General features: G+C 67.6%; 13 protein-coding genes and 1 tRNA gene. 6 read left to right on the top strand and 8 right to left on the bottom strand.

Going from position 1 to position 15,387, the window contains the following annotated elements; translation table 11 throughout:
- Positions 1-51 precede the first annotated feature (51 nt).
- Entirely contained in the window at positions 52-369 is a 318-nt protein-coding gene (locus tag GO606_RS20860; protein ID WP_169116583.1) for a DUF2322 family protein, read from the top strand.
- 99 nt (positions 370-468) lie between these two features.
- On the opposite strand, the gene secF is transcribed toward GO606_RS20860, so the two are convergent.
- The 5 genes from secF to queA form a co-directional block, all read right to left on the bottom strand.
- Entirely contained in the window at positions 469-1,401 is a 933-nt protein-coding gene (gene secF / locus GO606_RS20855) for a protein translocase subunit SecF (protein WP_169116584.1), read from the bottom strand.
- A 72-nt stretch (positions 1,402-1,473) separates the two neighbouring features.
- The gene (gene secD, locus GO606_RS20850) at positions 1,474-3,342 is read right to left on the bottom strand and encodes a protein translocase subunit SecD (RefSeq protein ID WP_169116585.1); all 1,869 of its coding nucleotides are present in this window, start codon (positions 3,340-3,342) and stop codon (positions 1,474-1,476) included.
- 79 nt (positions 3,343-3,421) lie between these two features.
- Positions 3,422-3,748: a preprotein translocase subunit YajC gene (gene yajC / locus GO606_RS20845; RefSeq protein ID WP_169116586.1), complete on the bottom strand. Its 327-nt coding sequence runs from the start codon at positions 3,746-3,748 to the stop codon at positions 3,422-3,424.
- Between the two features lie 98 nt (positions 3,749-3,846).
- Positions 3,847-4,959, bottom strand: a complete 1,113-nt coding sequence (gene tgt / locus GO606_RS20840) for a tRNA guanosine(34) transglycosylase Tgt (RefSeq protein ID WP_169116587.1) — start codon at positions 4,957-4,959, stop codon at positions 3,847-3,849.
- On the bottom strand, positions 4,949-5,986 hold the full coding sequence (gene queA / locus GO606_RS20835) for a tRNA preQ1(34) S-adenosylmethionine ribosyltransferase-isomerase QueA (protein ID WP_169116588.1): 1,038 nt from the start codon (positions 5,984-5,986) through the stop codon (positions 4,949-4,951). The genes tgt and queA overlap by 11 nt, the downstream gene beginning before the upstream one ends.
- Before the next feature lie 47 nt (positions 5,987-6,033).
- On the opposite strand from queA, the gene GO606_RS20830 reads away from it, so the two are divergent.
- Positions 6,034-6,120, top strand: a tRNA-Leu gene (locus GO606_RS20830).
- A 188-nt stretch (positions 6,121-6,308) separates the two neighbouring features.
- Here the strand turns inward: GO606_RS20830 and nhaR are convergent.
- Positions 6,309-7,205, bottom strand: coding sequence for a transcriptional activator NhaR (gene nhaR, locus GO606_RS20825; RefSeq protein WP_169116589.1), 897 nt, complete (start codon positions 7,203-7,205; stop codon positions 6,309-6,311).
- 122 nt (positions 7,206-7,327) lie between these two features.
- Here nhaR and GO606_RS20820 point away from each other — a divergent pair, with 122 nt between their 5' ends.
- Together GO606_RS20820 and GO606_RS20815 are read left to right on the top strand one after the other, a co-directional pair.
- On the top strand, positions 7,328-7,681 hold the full coding sequence (locus tag GO606_RS20820; protein ID WP_169116590.1) for an HPF/RaiA family ribosome-associated protein: 354 nt from the start codon (positions 7,328-7,330) through the stop codon (positions 7,679-7,681).
- A gap of 49 nt (positions 7,682-7,730) precedes the next feature.
- On the top strand, positions 7,731-8,396 hold the full coding sequence (locus GO606_RS20815; RefSeq protein ID WP_169116591.1) for a Bax inhibitor-1/YccA family protein: 666 nt from the start codon (positions 7,731-7,733) through the stop codon (positions 8,394-8,396).
- A gap of 101 nt (positions 8,397-8,497) precedes the next feature.
- Here the strand turns inward: GO606_RS20815 and GO606_RS20810 are convergent, their stop codons facing one another.
- The gene (locus GO606_RS20810; RefSeq protein ID WP_169116592.1) at positions 8,498-11,185 is read right to left on the bottom strand and encodes a cation-translocating P-type ATPase; all 2,688 of its coding nucleotides are present in this window, start codon (positions 11,183-11,185) and stop codon (positions 8,498-8,500) included.
- Positions 11,186-11,250: 65 nt separating this feature from the next.
- Entirely contained in the window at positions 11,251-12,585 is a 1,335-nt protein-coding gene (locus GO606_RS20805) for a hemolysin family protein (RefSeq protein WP_169116593.1), read from the bottom strand.
- Positions 12,586-13,101: 516 nt separating this feature from the next.
- On the opposite strand from GO606_RS20805, the gene GO606_RS20800 reads away from it, so the two are divergent.
- Both GO606_RS20800 and tilS read left to right on the top strand, forming a co-directional pair.
- Positions 13,102-14,070 (top strand): acetyl-CoA carboxylase carboxyltransferase subunit alpha, encoded by a 969-nt coding sequence (locus GO606_RS20800; protein WP_169116594.1) that lies wholly within the window; start codon positions 13,102-13,104, stop codon positions 14,068-14,070.
- Positions 14,071-14,104: 34 nt separating this feature from the next.
- A complete protein-coding gene (gene tilS / locus GO606_RS20795) occupies positions 14,105-15,379 on the top strand; it encodes a tRNA lysidine(34) synthetase TilS (RefSeq protein WP_169116690.1) in 1,275 nt (424 codons plus the stop codon).
- Positions 15,380-15,387 lie beyond the last annotated feature (8 nt).

The raw sequence follows: 15,387 nt of genomic DNA, 5'->3' as shown, positions 1-15,387 counted from the left end.
ACGAACGCCACCTGCGGGTGGCGTTCTGCCCCAATCAACCACGGAGTTTCGATGCCTTTTGCCGACAACCTCAAGCAGTTGCCGAAAATCTCGCATCTGGCCGCGCTGAACCTCATCGAGGCGGACGATTCGATCGTCGGCACGATCGAGAACAAGGCCGGGCAGGCGGGCTCGCTGGCGGTCTATAACCATCTCGCGCAGCTTTACGGCGCGATCGGTCCCGAAGCGGCGCGGAAGGGGCTCGAACTGTACGCCGAGCACAGCGAGGACGCCCGCGCGAATCCCGGCAAGCATCCCAACATCGACCGCCTGATCGGCCTGATCGAGCGCGGCCAGACGCTGCGGGTGAAGCAGGTTTTCGCGGTATGACGCCCGCGCGCTGAAAGCGCCTCGGGCCGGGGCGGCGTCGAGGTGCCCCCGGAAGTGGTATTGCTTTGCGGGGGGACTGACCTCGCCCCCGCACGCCGATCACACGACCGCTTCTTCCTTTTCCCGCTTCGGCTTGACGAACTGCTCGCGCGACACACCGAGCCACATCACGAGCGGGCTCGCGACGAGCACCGACGAGTAGATGCCGAACAGGATGCCGATCGTCAGCGCCATCGCGAAGTAGTGCAGCGTCGCGCCGCCGAACAGCAGCATCGACAGCACCATCATCTGCGTGCTGCCGTGCGTGATCACGGTGCGCGAGATCGTCGAGGTGATCGCGTGGTCGAGCACTTCGGGCGTCGAGAGGTTGCGGCGCTTCTTGAAGGTTTCGCGCACGCGGTCGAACACGACGACCGACTCGTTCACCGAGTAGCCAAGCACCGCCAGCACCGCGGCGAGCACCGGCAGCGAGAACTCCCACTGGAAGAACGCGAAAAAGCCCAGGATGATGATGACGTCGTGGAGGTTGGCGATGATCGCGGACACCGCGAAGCGCCATTCGAAACGGATCGCCAGGTACACGACGATGCCGAAGATCACCAGCAGCAGCGCCATTGCGCCGTCGGACGCCAGTTCCTTGCCGACCTGCGGGCCGACGAACTCGACGCGCCGCAACTCCGGCGCAGGGCCGGCGACCGACTGCAGCGTCGCCATCGTCTGCTCGGAAACCCGTGCGGTGTCGAGATCGTCGCGGTTCGGCAGGCGGATCAGCACGTCGCGGGCGCTGCCGAAATTCTGCACCTGGGCGTCCGGGTAACCGGCATCGCCGAGCGCCTCGCGGATCGGTTCAAGTTCGGGCGCCTCGGGGTAGCTCACTTCAACCAGCGTGCCGCCGGTGAATTCGACCGACAGGTGCAGGCCGCTGGTCGCGAGGAAGAACACCGCGAGCAGGAAGGTGATGAGCGAGATGATATTGAACGTCAGCGCATGGCGCATGAACGGGATATCTTTCTTGATGCGGAAGAATTCCATTTCTCAAGCCTTTGGTTGCGTCAGGGGCGGCGCCGGGCGCCGCTTTCCTTGCGTGTTCGCCCGGTTGCCCGCTCAGTTGCCGGCTTTGCCGGGCTTCCAGATCTGGCCGATCGACACGCTCTCGACCTTGCGGCGGCGGCCGTAGATCAGGTTCACGAGCATGCGCGAGATCAGGATCGCGCTGAACATCGAGGTCAGGATGCCGAGGCAGTGCACGACCGCGAAGCCGCGCACCGGGCCGGAGCCGAATACCAGCAGCGCGATGCCGGCGATCAGCGTCGTGATGTTCGAGTCGAGAATGGTGTCGAACGCGCGGTCGTAGCCGGTGTGGATCGCCGCCTGGGGCGACACCCCGTTGCGCAGTTCCTCGCGGATGCGTTCGTTGATCAGCACGTTCGCGTCGATCGCCATGCCCAGCGTCAGCGCCATCGCCGCGATGCCGGGCAGGGTCAGCGTCGCCTGCAGCAGCGACAGCAGCGCGACCAGCAGCAGCAGGTTCGCCGCCAGCGCGATCACCGACACCACGCCGAACAGCATGTAATACCCGCTCATGAACACCGCGATCGCGATGAAGCCCCACAGCGTGGAATTGAAGCCCTTGGCGATGTTGTCGGCGCCGAGGCTCGGGCCGACGGTGCGTTCCTCGATGATCTCCATCGGCGCCGCGAGGCTGCCGGCGCGCAGCAGCAGCGCGACGTCGTTCGCCTCGGCAGTCGTCATGCTGCCGGAGATCTGCACGCGCCCGCCGCCGATCTCGCTGCGGATCACCGGCGCGGTGACGACTTCGCCCTTGCCCTTCTCGATCAGCAGGATCGCCATGCGCTTGCCGACGTTCTCGCGCGTGACGTCGCGGAAGATGCGGCTGCCGGCGGCGTCGAGCGTCAGGTGCACGGCCGGCTCGTTGGTCTGCCCGTCGAAGCCGGGCTGCGCATCGGTCAGGCGGTCGCCGGTCAGCACGACCTGGGTGCGCACCAGCAGCGGCGAGCCGCCGCGCTCGGTGTAGAGCTCGGTGCCGAACGGCACGTTGCCGGCAAGCGCGGCTTCGAGTGCGCCCGGGCTGTCGTCGACCATGCGCACTTCGAGCGTCGCGGTGCGTCCGAGGATATCCTTCGCCTTCGCGACGTCCTGCACGCCCGGCAGCTGCACGACGATGCGATCGGCGCCCTGCTGCTGGATCACCGGCTCGGCGACGCCGAGCTCATTGATGCGGTTGTGCAGCGTCGTGATGTTCTGCTTGATCGCGAAGTCGCGGATCGTCTGCTGGGCGACCGGCGTCAGCGTCGCGATCAGCTTCAGGTCGGTCGAGCCGTCGTCGCGGTCGACGAACTGGAGGTCACGCGTACTGTTGAGGATCGCGTTGCGCGCCGCGTCGCGCTGTGCGGCATCGCGAAAACGCAGCTGGATGGCGTTGCCTTCGCGCACGATGCCGGCGTGGCGCACGTCCTTGTCGCGCAGCAGCGTGCGCAGGTCGCCGGCGGTCGCGTCGAGCCGCTTCGTGATCGCGCCCGGCATGTCCACTTCGAGCAGGAAATGCACCCCGCCACGCAGGTCGAGGCCGAGGTACATCGGCAGCGCGTGGATCGAGGTGAGCCAGGTCGGCGAGGCCGACAGCAGGTTCAGCGCGACGATGTATGAAGGATCGCTGGGGTCGGGATTGAGCCGCTTCTCGATCGCGTCCTTGGCGCGCAGCTGCTCCTCGGTGCTGCCCAGCCGCACGCGGATGCTGTTGCCGTCGACGAACAGCCCGTCGTAGGGAACCTGCGCGTCGCGCAGCGTCTGTTCGATCGGGGCGACCAGCGCGGGGTCGAGCTTGAGCGTGGCTTTGCCGCTGGAGACCTGAACTGCGGGGACTTCACCGTAGAAGTTGGGAAGGGTGTAGATCAGGCCGAAGAACAGGACCAGACCAATGAGGATGTTCTTCCAGAGCGGGTAGCGGTTCATGACTTGAATGAAGTGGGGTGGGGAGGCGCCATGCGCGGGCACGACGACGGAGCGGGACGCTCGCGCCGTCGCGCGGGCCTCACAGGGTCTTCAGCGTGCCCTTCGGCAGCACGTTGGTGACCGACTGGGCCTGGACGATGATATTGACGTTGTCGGCCACTTCGACGTGCAGGAAATTTTCGCCCACCTGGGTCACGCGACCGGCGATGCCACCCTGGGTGACGATTTCGTCGCCTTTCGCGATCGCCGCGACCATCGCCTTGTGTTCCTTGGCGCGCTTCATCTGCGGGCGGATCATCAGGAACCACAGCACGATGAACATCAGGATCAGCGGCAGCATGCCCATCAGGCCGCCGGTCGGATCGCCCGCGGGTGCGGCCTGGGCGTAAGCGTTGGAAATGAACACGTGGGACTCCGGGTAGTTGCGTAAAGCGGCCGATTATAGCAGCAGGATAAGTCGCGACCCGTCGCGACGGCCCGCCCGGCGTCGCGACCGTTCGTTTGTCAACGGGTACCGGTCGAACGATCCGAGCGGAAGCGCGCGACGTGGCTAGCGAAGTCGCCGGCGACGATCGCCGCGCGCAGCTCCGCGGTCAGCGTCTGGTAATAGCGCAGGTTGTGGATGGTGTTCAGCATGCTGCCGAGGATTTCGCCGGCGCGGTGCAGGTGATGCAGATAGGCGCGGCTGAAGTTGCAGCAGGTGTAGCAGTCGCACGACGGGTCGAGCGGGCGGGTGTCCTGCTTGTGCGTCGCGTTCTTGATCTTGATGTCGCCGTAGCGGGTGAAGAGCCAGCCGTTTCGCGCGTTGCGGGTCGGCATCACGCAGTCGAACATGTCGATGCCGGCCGCCACGCCGGCGACGATGTCTTCCGGCGTGCCCACACCCATCAGGTAGCGCGGCCGGCCGGCGGGCAGGCGCGGCGCGGTGTGGGCGAGGATGCGCGCCATGTCTTCCTTCGGTTCGCCGACCGACAGGCCGCCGATCGCGTAGCCGGAGAAACCGATCGCGTCGAGCGCAGCCAGCGATTCATCGCGCAGATCCTCGAACATGCCGCCCTGGACGATGCCGAACAGCGCGTTGGGGTTCGCGAGCCGGTCGAACTCGTCGCGCGAGCGCCGCGCCCAGCGCAGGCTCAGCTGCATCGACTTCGCCGCCTCGTCGTGCGTCGCGGGGTGCGGCGTGCATTCGTCGAAGATCATCGCGATGTCGGAGTTCAGCACCGTCTGGATGCGCATCGACTCTTCCGGCGTCAGGAAGAGCTTCGCGCCGTCGATCGGCGACGCGAACTTCACCCCTTCCTCGCTGATCTTGCGCAGCGCGCCGAGGCTGAACACCTGGAAACCGCCGGAATCGGTAAGGATCGGCCGGTCCCAGTTCATGAAGCGGTGCAGCCCGCCGTGCGCCGCGACGACGTCGAGCCCGGGGCGCAGCCACAGGTGGAACGTGTTGCCGAGACAGATCTGCGCGCCCGTGTCGGCGAGCGCGGCGGGAGTCATTGCCTTGACGGTGCCGTAGGTGCCGACCGGCATGAACGCCGGGGTGTCGACGGTGCCGTGGGCGAGCGTGAGGCGGCCGCGGCGCGCGGCGCCGTGCTGGGCGAGGAGTTCAAATTGCATCGTTGCGGTGGGTGATGAACATGGCATCGCCGTAGCTGAAGAATCGGTAGGAATGGCCGACGGCGTGCGCATACGCGCGGCGCACCGTCTCGAGGCCCGCGAACGCCGACACCAGCATCAGCAGCGTCGATTTCGGCAGGTGGAAGTTCGTGATCAAGGCGTCTGCAACCTGGAAGCGGTAGCCCGGCAGGATGAAGAGTTCGGTCTCGCCGGTGCCTGCTTCGAGCGGTCCGTCCTGCGCGGCGCCTTCGAGCGCGCGCAGGCTGGTCGTGCCGACCGCGATCACGCGACGCCCGGCGGCGCGCGTTGCGGCGATCGCGTCCACGGTTTCCTGCGGGATCACGTAGCGTTCGCGGTGCATGCGGTGCTCGCCGAGATCATCGACGCGCACCGGCTGGAAGGTGCCGGCGCCAACGTGCAGCGTCAGCCAGGCACCGCGCACGCCTCTCTTCGCCAGTTCGGCGAGCATCGGCTGGTCGAAATGCAGTCCGGCGGTCGGCGCCGCGACCGAACCGCGCTCGCGCGCATACACGGTCTGGTAGCGCGATTCGTCGTGCTCGTCGGCGCTGCGGTCGATGTAAGGCGGCAGCGGCAGCTTGCCGTGCTGTTCGAGCAGGTCGAACAGGTCGTCGCTGTCGGGGAAGCGCAGATGGAAGAACTCGCCGACGCGGCCGAGCACCGTGACGGCGAACGCGTCGGCCAGGCGCAGCCGGCTGCCGGCGCGCGGCGACTTGCTCGCGCGGACCTGGGCGAGCGCTTCGTGCGGGCCGACCGCGCGTTCGATGAGGACTTCGATGTGGCCGCCGGTTTCCTTGGTGCCGTACAGGCGCGCGTGGATGACTCGGGTGTCATTGAATACCAGCAGATCGCCGGGCTGCACGAGTTCGGGCAGGTCGCAGAAACCGCGATCGTCCAGGCGGTCGCCGTCGAGCACCAGCAGACGGCTGGCGCAACGCTCGGCGAGCGGCGCCTGGGCGATCAGTTCGGGCGGGAGTACGTAATCGAAATCGTCAAGAGTCAGTGACATGCGCTTGCTGCTCGCGGGCAGTTTCATGGATAATGCGGCGCTTCCCTGCCGGGATGGCGGAATCGGTAGACGCAGCGGATTCAAAATCCGCCGGTGGTAACACTGTGAGGGTTCGAGTCCCTCTCCCGGCACCAGTCAAGACCGGAAAGCGCGACAAAGCCGCGCATTCTATCAGAGTCCGGCGCGCCCGCGGGGCCCTGTTGGCTCCCTCTCCGGGTCGCCGCTGGCACGAGCCCGCGCGCAATCGCTGTCCTTCCTCCTGCTGCCCTTCCTCCTCATCCCGGACCCCGCGCCCGCGCTTCCGTACGGCTCCCGATCGCCCTCAATCCCGCTTCGCGCCCTCCAGTCCCGAACGGCTGATCGCCAGCGTCGCCGGGTGGGAGATGCGGCGCTCGACCGAGATCGCGTAGTAGGCTTCGCTGACCGCGGGCGCTTCGCCGATGCAGCGCACGCCGTGCTGGCGGCACACCTGTTCCGCGATCAGCGTCGCCGCAGGGAACACGCCGACGCCGGCTTCGCCGAACGCTTTCATCAGCGCGGCGTCGTCGAACTCGCCGACGATGTGCGGCGCGATGTGCTGCTCTTCGAACCACTGCATCAGCGGCCGCCGCACCGCGGCATCGGCACCCGGAATCAGCATCGGCTGGCCGACGAGGTTCGCCGGAAAACTGCCCGTCAGGCTTTCGGCGAGCGAAGGTGCGGCGAAGAAGCTGATCGGCGACTCCCCGAGCTTGTGGTTGTAGCCGCGCACGTCCATGTGGGTCGGCATCGGACTGTCCGCGAGCACGACGTCGAGCTTGTGGATCGCCAGGTCGCCGAGCAGCCGGACCATCTTGTCCTCGCGGCAGACGATGCGCACCGGTTCGGCCAGCTTCATCGACGGCGCGAGCAACAGCCACGCGATCGCTTTCGGCACGACATCGGCGATTCCGACGCGGAACGGAATCGCGCGACCGGCGGCCCGATTGTGCAGCGCCTCCTCAAGTTCGCTGCCGACGCGGAAAATCTCCTCGGCGTAATCGAGCACCATCTGGCCGGTTTCGGTCAGGGCGAGCCCGCGGCCGCGGCGGCGGAACAGCGTGACGCCGAGGCTCGCCTCGAGGATCGCGATCTGGCCGCTCAGCGTTTGCGGGGCGAGGCCCGAGCGCTCGCTGGCGCGCACGATACCCCCTGCGCGCGCAACGTTCCAGAAGTGGTGGAGCTGCTTGAAATTGAGCATCGCGTCCTCTCGATTCTTCGGAAAAACATGATAAAAATTCCGTTGAACTCGTATTTTACCGAACAGTCTGACGCTTAGTATCAACGAGCAGATGTCGGTATCAACCACAAGGGAGAAGAAACATGCGCATCGATCTGCAATGTAGTGGTCTGGAAGCACCGTCGGGTCTGCGGGACTACGTCGCGCGGCGAATGCGTTTTGCGATCGGCCGCTTCCGCGACCAGATTCAGTGGGCGCGCATCAAGGTCGCGGACGTGAACGGGCCGCGCGGCGGGGCCGACAAGCGTTGTGTGGTACAACTGCGGCTGCGCAATTGCCCGGACGTGATCTTTTCGGTGACCGGGACGGACGCGCGCCCGGTCGTCGATCTGGCCGCGGAACGGGTCTCCCAGGTGCTGGTGCGCCGCCTCGCGCGGCTGCGGCAGTTCAGCCGTGAGGCGGCAGCCGGCCCGGATCCCGTCATGGCCGGAACCTGACCCGGGCAGCGGGTTCAAAACAACTTCGATTCAAGGAGGTAGACATTCCATGGAAAACCGCATCGGTACGATGACAAGGTCGGAGGCCTCGGTCCTCTCGACGAACAGAGTCATCCGCAACACCTACATGCTGCTGTCGCTGACGCTGGCATTCTCGGCGCTCACCGCCGGCGCGTCGCTCGCGCTCGGCCTGCCGCACCCGGGGATCATCATCACGCTGGTGGGGTACTTCGGACTGCTGTTCCTGACGACGAAGTTCCGCGACAGCGGGCTGGGCATCCTGTTCGTGTTCGCGCTCACCGGCTTCATGGGCTACACGCTCGGCCCGATCCTGTCCCACTACCTCGCGATGCCGAACGGCGGGCAGGTGGTGATGCAGGCGATGGGCGGCACCGCGGCGATCTTCCTCGGCCTGTCGGCGTACGCGCTGACCAGCCGCAAGGACTTCTCGTTCATGGGCGGCTTCCTGATGGTCGGCATCCTCGTCGCCTTCCTCGCCGGCCTGGGCGCGATCTTCTTCGAGATGCCCGGCCTGTCGCTCGCGGTGTCGGCGATGTTCGTGCTGCTGATGTCCGGTCTCATCCTCTACGAGACCAGCAACATCATCCACGGCGGTGAAACGAACTACGTGATGGCAACCGTGACCCTGTACGTGTCGATCTACAACCTCTTCACGAGCCTGCTGCACATCCTCGGCGTGATGAACAACGACTGAGCGTTGCCGCTGCGGCGGCCAGGCGGGGCGGTTCGCGCAGGCGGGCCGCCCCGTTTTCTTGCGACCGCTCTCTCTCGGCTGCTAGCCGGCGCCGCAATGGTCTATCGCTGCCTGCGACGCGCGGGAAACAGCAGCCGCTGCAGCAGCTTGCGTGCTTCGTCGAGCAGCAGGACGCTCGAGGCCACCGCCGCGGAGAGCAGCCAGTCTCCGCTCTCCAGCGCGGTCGTGCCGAAAATGGCCTGCGCCGGCGGCCAGTGGACCACCACCCCCTGCAGCGCGAGCACGCCGCCGAGCGCGATCCATAGCCGGACATTGGTGAGGAACTGCGAGTTGAATGCGCTGCCGTGCTCGTTGCGGGCGTTGAACACGTTGAAGAACTGGAACAGCACGAAAGTCGTGAACGCCAGCGTCAGCGCGCGCGCCTCGCCATGCTCGGCCAGCGCGGAGCGGAACAGCCACAGCGTGCCCACCATCATCGTCGCGCCGTAGAGCGACAGCCGCGCGAGGCGGCGCAGCGTGAGAATCTGTGCGTCCTGCGCGCGCGGCGCGGCGCGCATGATGCCCGGACGGGCCGGCTCGATGCCGAGCGTCATCGCCGGCGGGCCGTCCATGATGATGTTGATCCACAGCAGCTGGATCGCGGTGAAGGGCGCCGGCATCCCGAGCAGCGTCGCGGCCAGCACGGTCAGGATCGCGCCGATGTTCGTCGACAGCTGGAAACGCACGAACTTGACGATGTTGTCGAAGATCACGCGCCCTTCCTCGACCGCGCGCACGATCGTCGCGAAGTTGTCGTCGGTCAGCACCATCGTCGCCGCTTCGCGCGTCACCGCGGTCCCGGTGATGCCCATTGCAATGCCGATGTCGGCCGCTTTCAGCGCCGGCGCGTCGTTGACACCGTCGCCGGTCATCGCGACGACATGGCCGGCCGCTTTCAGCGCCTTGACGATCCTGACCTTGTGCGTCGGCGACACGCGCGCGAAGACGGTGATGCGGTTGACGCGCGCGGCCAGTTCCGCGTCCGTCATCGCGTCGAGCTCGGCACCGCTGACCACCTCGCCGCGCAAGCCGAGCTCGCCGGCGATCGCCGCCGCCGTGACCTTGTGGTCGCCGGTGATCATCTTGACCTGGATGCCGGCCCGGTTGCAGCGCTCGATCGCCGCCGCCGCTTCGGGGCGGGGCGGATCCATCAGGCCGGCGAGGCCGACGAAGGTCCAGCCGTCGGCCCACGCCCACAGGTCGGCCCCCGGATCGAACTGGTGTTTCGGAATGCGGCGCCGCGCGACCGCGAGCACCCGCAACGCCTGTCCGGCGAGATGATCGTTCTCGGTGACGATGCAGTGGCGGGCGGTCTCGTCGAGCGGCTCCTCGCGGTCCGCCACGAGCCACCTCGCGGAGCGCGCGAACAGCACGTCCGGGGCGCCCTTGATGAACATGTCGACGTGCTCGCCGGCGTCGTGGAACGTCGCCATGAACTTGTACGCCGAGTCGAACGGGATTTCGGCGATGCGGGCGCGCCGTTGCTGTTCGGCGGGCGGCTCGCAGCCGCCTTTTTGCGCGAGCACCCACAGCGCGCCTTCGGTCGGATCACCGACGAGTTCGCCGTCATGCACGCGCGAGTCGGAGCACAGCGCGACCGGCAGCAGCAGCGGCCGCAAACGCAGCGCCGCATCGCCGTCTGCGCTGCCGGTGATGCAGCCCTCGGCGCGGTAGCCTTCGCCACTGACCGCGAACCGCTCGCACGCGATCCAGCACGCGCGCGCGGTCATCTGGTTCAGCGTCAGCGTGCCGGTCTTGTCCGAGCAGATCACGGTCGTGCAGCCGAGCGTCTCGACTGCCGAGAGTTTCTTCAGGATCGCGCGGTTCTGCGCCATCCGCCACATGCCGATCGCGAGCGTCACGGTGACCACCGCCGGCAGGCCTTCGGGGATCGCCGCGACGGCCAGTGCCACCGCGCTCATCGCCGCCTGCGTCCAGGGCTGGCCGCGCGCGAAGTCGAGCGCGAAGATCGCCATCACGACGACGCCGGCAATCGCCGCGAGTTTCTTGCCGAGGCTGTCGAGCTGGCGCTGCAGCGGGGTCTCGGTCTCGACGGTGCTGGCGATCATGCCGGCGAGCTGACCCATCTCGGTCGCCATGCCGGTGGCGACGACGATCAGCTCGGCGCGTCCGCGCGTCACGACGGTGTTCATGTAGAGCAGGTTCGCGCGCTCGCCGAGCGGTAGCTCCGCCGTCTCCAGCGCCGCGGTCGATTTGCCGACGGCGTGGGATTCGCCGGTGAGTGCCGCTTCCTCGACTTCGAGGTTGTGCGCGGCGAGGAGCCGGCCATCGGCGGGGATGCGGTCGCCCGCCTCGAGCAGCACGATGTCGCCGGGAACCAGCTCGCTGGCGTCGACTTCGACGAGCCTGCCGTCGCGCCGCACGCGGGCCCGCGCGGCGAGCATGTCCTTCAGTGCCGCGAGCGTGCGTTCGGCGCGGTGCTCCTGGTAGAAGCCGAGCGAAGCGTTCAGCAGCACGACGACGAGGATCACCATCGCATCCTTGAATTCGCCGATCGCCCAGGCGAGGATGGCGGCGAATATCAGGACGATCACGAGGAAGTTCCTGAACTGATCGACGAACTTGAGCCACACCGGCCGCGGTGCCGCTTCGGCGAGCCTGTTCGGGCCGAAGCGCGCGAGCCGCTCGGCGACCTGTTCAGTGCTCAGGCCGCGGACGGCGTCCAGCCCGAGCGCCTCGGCGGCGGTCTCGGCGGTCAGCGTGTGCCAGCGGCGGGTTTCGGTAGCCATGAGCATGCGGTCGGTGGTGCCAGTCGGTGATGCGATAAATGGCCGCCGCCACGGATCTGCCGGCTTCAGTCTGCGGGCGGAGTCGGCGCCGGAGCATCCTGCGTCACGGCAGCCGAGGGGTCCGGGATGCGGGTCGCGAGCACCTTGTCGATGCGCTTGCCGTCGAGATCGACGACCTCCAGCCGCCACTCCCCCCACTGGGAAACATCCCCGGTATGCGGCAGCCGGCCGAGCAGCCACATCACCATGCCGCTCAGCGTGTGGTAGCGCCCCCGCTCTTCCTCCGGTACCGTCTTGAGTTCGAGACGGTCTTTCAGTTCCGGGATCGGGATCATGCCGTCGAGCAGCCAGGAGCCGTCCTCGCGCTGCACCGCCCAGGCTTCTTCCAGGCTGTGCGGGTGGAATTCGCCGGTGACCGCCTCAAGCACGTCCTGCAGCGTCACCATGCCCTGGATTTCGCCGTATTCGTCGATGACGAACACCATCTGCGTGCTCGATGCGCGGAACTGGTCGAGCAGTTCCATGCCGGTCAGCGACTCGGGCACGTAGACCGGCGGCTGCAGCTGTTGCGTGAGATCGGTCCTGCCGCCTTTGAGCGTCTGGTTGAAAAGCTGCTTCGACGAAATGATGCCGAGGATGTCGTCGAGCCCGCCGCGGCACACCGGGAAGCGGGAATGGTCGGACTCGGCCATCCGCGCGAGGTTCTCGTCGAGCGGGCGCGTGACGTCCAGCCATACGATGTCGGCGCGCGGGACCATCAGCGAGCCGATCTGGCGGTCGTCGAGGCGGAACACGTTGCGCACCATCGTGTGCTCGTTCTTCTCGATGATGCCGGCTTCCGATCCCTCTTCGAGCAGCGCGTGGATCTCTTCCTCGGTGATGCTCGGTCCGCCTTCGTCGCGCTTGCCCAGCAGGCGCAGCAGCAGCGCGGTCGACCACATCAGCAGGCGCACGAACGGGCGCGACCCGATCGCGAGCGCCTTCATCGGGCGGGCCACGAGGATCGCGATGCCTTCCGGGTTGATCTGGCCGATCCGTTTCGGCACCAGTTCGCCGACAACAATCGACACGTAGGTGATCACGACGACGACCAGCACCGTCGCGCCGACTTCGCTCGGATCCTGGGCGAGGCCGAGCGTCTGCAGCCAGGTGGCGAGCGGTGCCGCGAGCGCGGCTTCGCCGACGATACCGTTGAGGATGCCGATCGACGTGATGCCGATCTGGATCGTGGACAGGAAGCGGGTCGGCTCCTCGCCGAGCTCGATCGCGACGCGGGCGGACGCGTCGCCGTCTTCGGCGAGCCGCGCAAGCCGGCCGCGGCGCGCAGTGACAAGGGCGATCTCGGACATCGCGAAAGCCCCGTTCAGCAGAATCAGGGCGACGAGAAGGAAAATTTCCATTTTCGGACTATCCGGGAAAAGCGTGGAACGACCCGGCCGCAACCCGCTTGTCGCCAGCCACGACATGACGTGCTGCAGGCGGCAGGGCGGCGATCAGCGGAGGGACGAAGCGGAGAGGCTGCGACACGGAATGTGCCGGGACCCGGACGACCGGGGCAGGGCCGGGCGAGGGCGGAGTCGATCGGGGGCGAACGAGCGTGTTCGCGCGATGGCCGGAGAAAGCGTTCACCGGGCGACATCGCCGGGAGCCTTCGCTGCTGTTGCGCTTGCCGCGCATGGCGTCTTTCGGTGTGGCCGAAAAGGCCGTCGTCGGGGTGTTTCGACTACTCATGGCGCGGAGATTGTGTCGTCCCCGCTGCTCCTTTGCGTTGTATGTCTGCGCGCATCATGCCTCAGCGGTCCCGGGCTGTCACCTCCGGGCGGCCCGCGAAGGGTGCGACGGAGCGTGCGGCAGGCCCGCGGCTTTGCGGTGACAAGCGTTACAATGTCGCACTTTTTTTCGCTTGGAACGGTCGGATGAAGACCACCTTTCTGGATTTCGAACAACCTGTTGCCGATCTGGAAGCAAAGATCGAGAAGCTGAGATTCGTCCAGGACGATTCGGCAGTGGATATTTCCGAGGAGATCGCACGCCTCGAAGCGAAGAGCCAGACGCTGTCCAGGAACCTGTACGCGAAGCTCACGCCGTGGCAGATCGCGCAGGTGTCGCGTCATCCCCAGCGTCCCTACACGCTGGACTACGCGCGCCACATCTTCACCGACTTCGTCGAGCTGCACGGCGACCGCAGCTACGCCGACGACAAGGCGATCGTCGGCGGCCTCGCCCGCTTCAACGGCCAGAGCTGCGTCGTCATCGGTCACCAGAAAGGCCGCGACACGAAGGAAAAGATCCTGCGCAACTTCGGCATGCCGCGCCCGGAAGGCTATCGCAAAGCGCTGCGGCTGATGCGGCTGGCGGAGAAGTTCGGTCTGCCGGTGTTCACTTTCGTCGACACCCCCGGCGCGTATCCGGGGATCGGCGCCGAGGAGCGCGGCCAGTCCGAGGCGATCGGCCGCAATCTTTACGTGATGGCCGAACTCAAGGTGCCGATCATCGCGACGATCATCGGCGAAGGCGGTTCCGGCGGCGCGCTGGCGATCGCGGTCGGTGACCAGGTGATGATGCTGCAGTACGCGACGTACTCGGTGATCTCGCCGGAAGGCTGCGCGTCGATCCTGTGGAAGAGCGCCGAGAAGGCGTCCGAGGCGGCCGAGACGATGGGTATCACCGCAGCCCGCCTGAAGTCGCTCGGTCTCATCGACCGGGTAGTGAACGAACCGCCGGGCGGCGCACACCGGGATCATCGCGCGATGGCGCACAGCCTCAAGCGTGCGCTGCAGGATGCGTTGCGCCAGGTGGCGGATCTTTCTCCGGCCGAACTGGTCGAGAAGCGGTTCGAGCGCCTGATGAGCTATGGCCGGTTCAAGGAACAGAACGTCGCCTGACCCTCTCCCTCTGCTTGCCGATGCGGTCGCCGGCGTGCTCGCCGCGGCAGCGGTGGCGCCGCGACAGCGCCTGTGCGTCGCATTCAGCGGCGGGGCCGACTCGACGACGCTGCTGCACCTGCTGGCCCGCCTGCGGCCGCGCTTCGGCTTCGACCTCTGCGCGGCCCACGTCCATCACGGGCTCAGCCCGAACGCCGACGCGTGGCTGGAGTTCTGCGCGCGGCAATGCGCCGCGCTCGGCGTGGCTTTCCATCCGTTTCGCGAGCAGGTCGCGCGAGATCATCCGGCGGGGCTCGAGGCGGCTGCGCGCGAGGTCCGTCACGGCGCGCTCGCGCGCGTCGCGTGCGACTGGCTGGTGTTCGGCCATCACCAGGACGACCAGGCCGAAACGCTGCTGTTCCGGCTGCTGCGCGGCACCGGCTTGCGCGGCGCCGCGGCGATGGCAGCGGTCGAGCCGGGTTCGCCGGGGCGGCTGCGGCCGCTGCTCGGCGTGCGTCGCGCCGACATTCGCACGTTCGCGCAGGCGGCTTCGCTCGAGTGGATCGAGGACGAGAGCAACGCCGATCCGCGCCATGCCCGCAATCTCCTGCGTCATCGCGTATTTCCGCTGATCGGCGCAGCTTTCCCCGGTGCGGTCCCGGCGCTCGCGCGCGCAAGCGGCCATTTCCGCGAGGCGGACGGGCTGCTCGGCGATCTCGCGGCGCTCGACTGCGCCGCGTGCGGCGGCTGGCCGCTGCAGCGTGACCGGCTGCTGGCGCTGTCCGACGAGCGGGTGCGCAACGTCTTGCGCTGGCGGATCCGGGAGATGGGGGGCGAGGCGCCGGCGCGCGCACGGCTCGTCGAGGCCGTCCGGCAACTGCGCACCGCGGAGGAGGCGCCGCTGTACCTGCCGCTCGGCGCGGTCGCCTGCTGCGCGTATCGAGGCCGGCTGTGGCTGGAGCCGCCGCGCGACGGCGCGCCGGAGCAGCCGCTCGCGTGGCGGCAGGAGCCGGTGCAGCGCTGGGGCGCCGGCGTCGTGCGCTTCGAGCCGGTGACCGGCGCAGGCCTCGGCCGGGCCGCGCTGCAGCGTGCCGTGGACGTCGCGCTGGTGCCGCGCTGGCCGGGTCTCACGTTGCGGCAGGATCGCGGGCGCCCGCGGCGCAGTTTCAAGAACCTGTGCCAGGAAGCCGGCATCCCGGCGTGGCTGCGCCCGCGGCTGCCGGTGTTGCGCGTCGACGGTGAAGCCGCGTGGATCGGCGAGATCGGCGTCGCGGCCGAATTTCGCTGCGGTCCGGGCGAGGCTGGCGTGCTGCCGGTGTGGCAGCGCTGAACGCCGGC

Source organism: Aromatoleum anaerobium (assembly GCF_012910705.2).
Taxonomy (GTDB): Bacteria; Pseudomonadota; Gammaproteobacteria; order Burkholderiales; family Rhodocyclaceae; genus Aromatoleum; species Aromatoleum anaerobium.
This window is presented reverse-complemented; position numbering and strand designations above follow the sequence as displayed.

Coding starts and splice junctions, on each gene's coding strand:
- GO606_RS20860 (WP_169116583.1), top strand. CDS start 52: ATGCCTTTTGCCGACAACCTCAAGCAGTTGCCGAAAATCTCGCATCTG.
- secF (WP_169116584.1), bottom strand. CDS start 1,401: ATGGAATTCTTCCGCATCAAGAAAGATATCCCGTTCATGCGCCATGCG.
- secD (WP_169116585.1), bottom strand. CDS start 3,342: ATGAACCGCTACCCGCTCTGGAAGAACATCCTCATTGGTCTGGTCCTG.
- tgt (WP_169116587.1), bottom strand. CDS start 4,959: ATGCAATTTGAACTCCTCGCCCAGCACGGCGCCGCGCGCCGCGGCCGC.
- queA (WP_169116588.1), bottom strand. CDS start 5,986: ATGTCACTGACTCTTGACGATTTCGATTACGTACTCCCGCCCGAACTG.
- nhaR (WP_169116589.1), bottom strand. CDS start 7,205: ATGCTCAATTTCAAGCAGCTCCACCACTTCTGGAACGTTGCGCGCGCA.
- GO606_RS20820 (WP_169116590.1), top strand. CDS start 7,328: ATGCGCATCGATCTGCAATGTAGTGGTCTGGAAGCACCGTCGGGTCTG.
- GO606_RS20815 (WP_169116591.1), top strand. CDS start 7,731: ATGGAAAACCGCATCGGTACGATGACAAGGTCGGAGGCCTCGGTCCTC.
- GO606_RS20810 (WP_169116592.1), bottom strand. CDS start 11,185: ATGGCTACCGAAACCCGCCGCTGGCACACGCTGACCGCCGAGACCGCC.
- GO606_RS20805 (WP_169116593.1), bottom strand. CDS start 12,585: ATGGAAATTTTCCTTCTCGTCGCCCTGATTCTGCTGAACGGGGCTTTC.
- GO606_RS20800 (WP_169116594.1), top strand. CDS start 13,102: ATGAAGACCACCTTTCTGGATTTCGAACAACCTGTTGCCGATCTGGAA.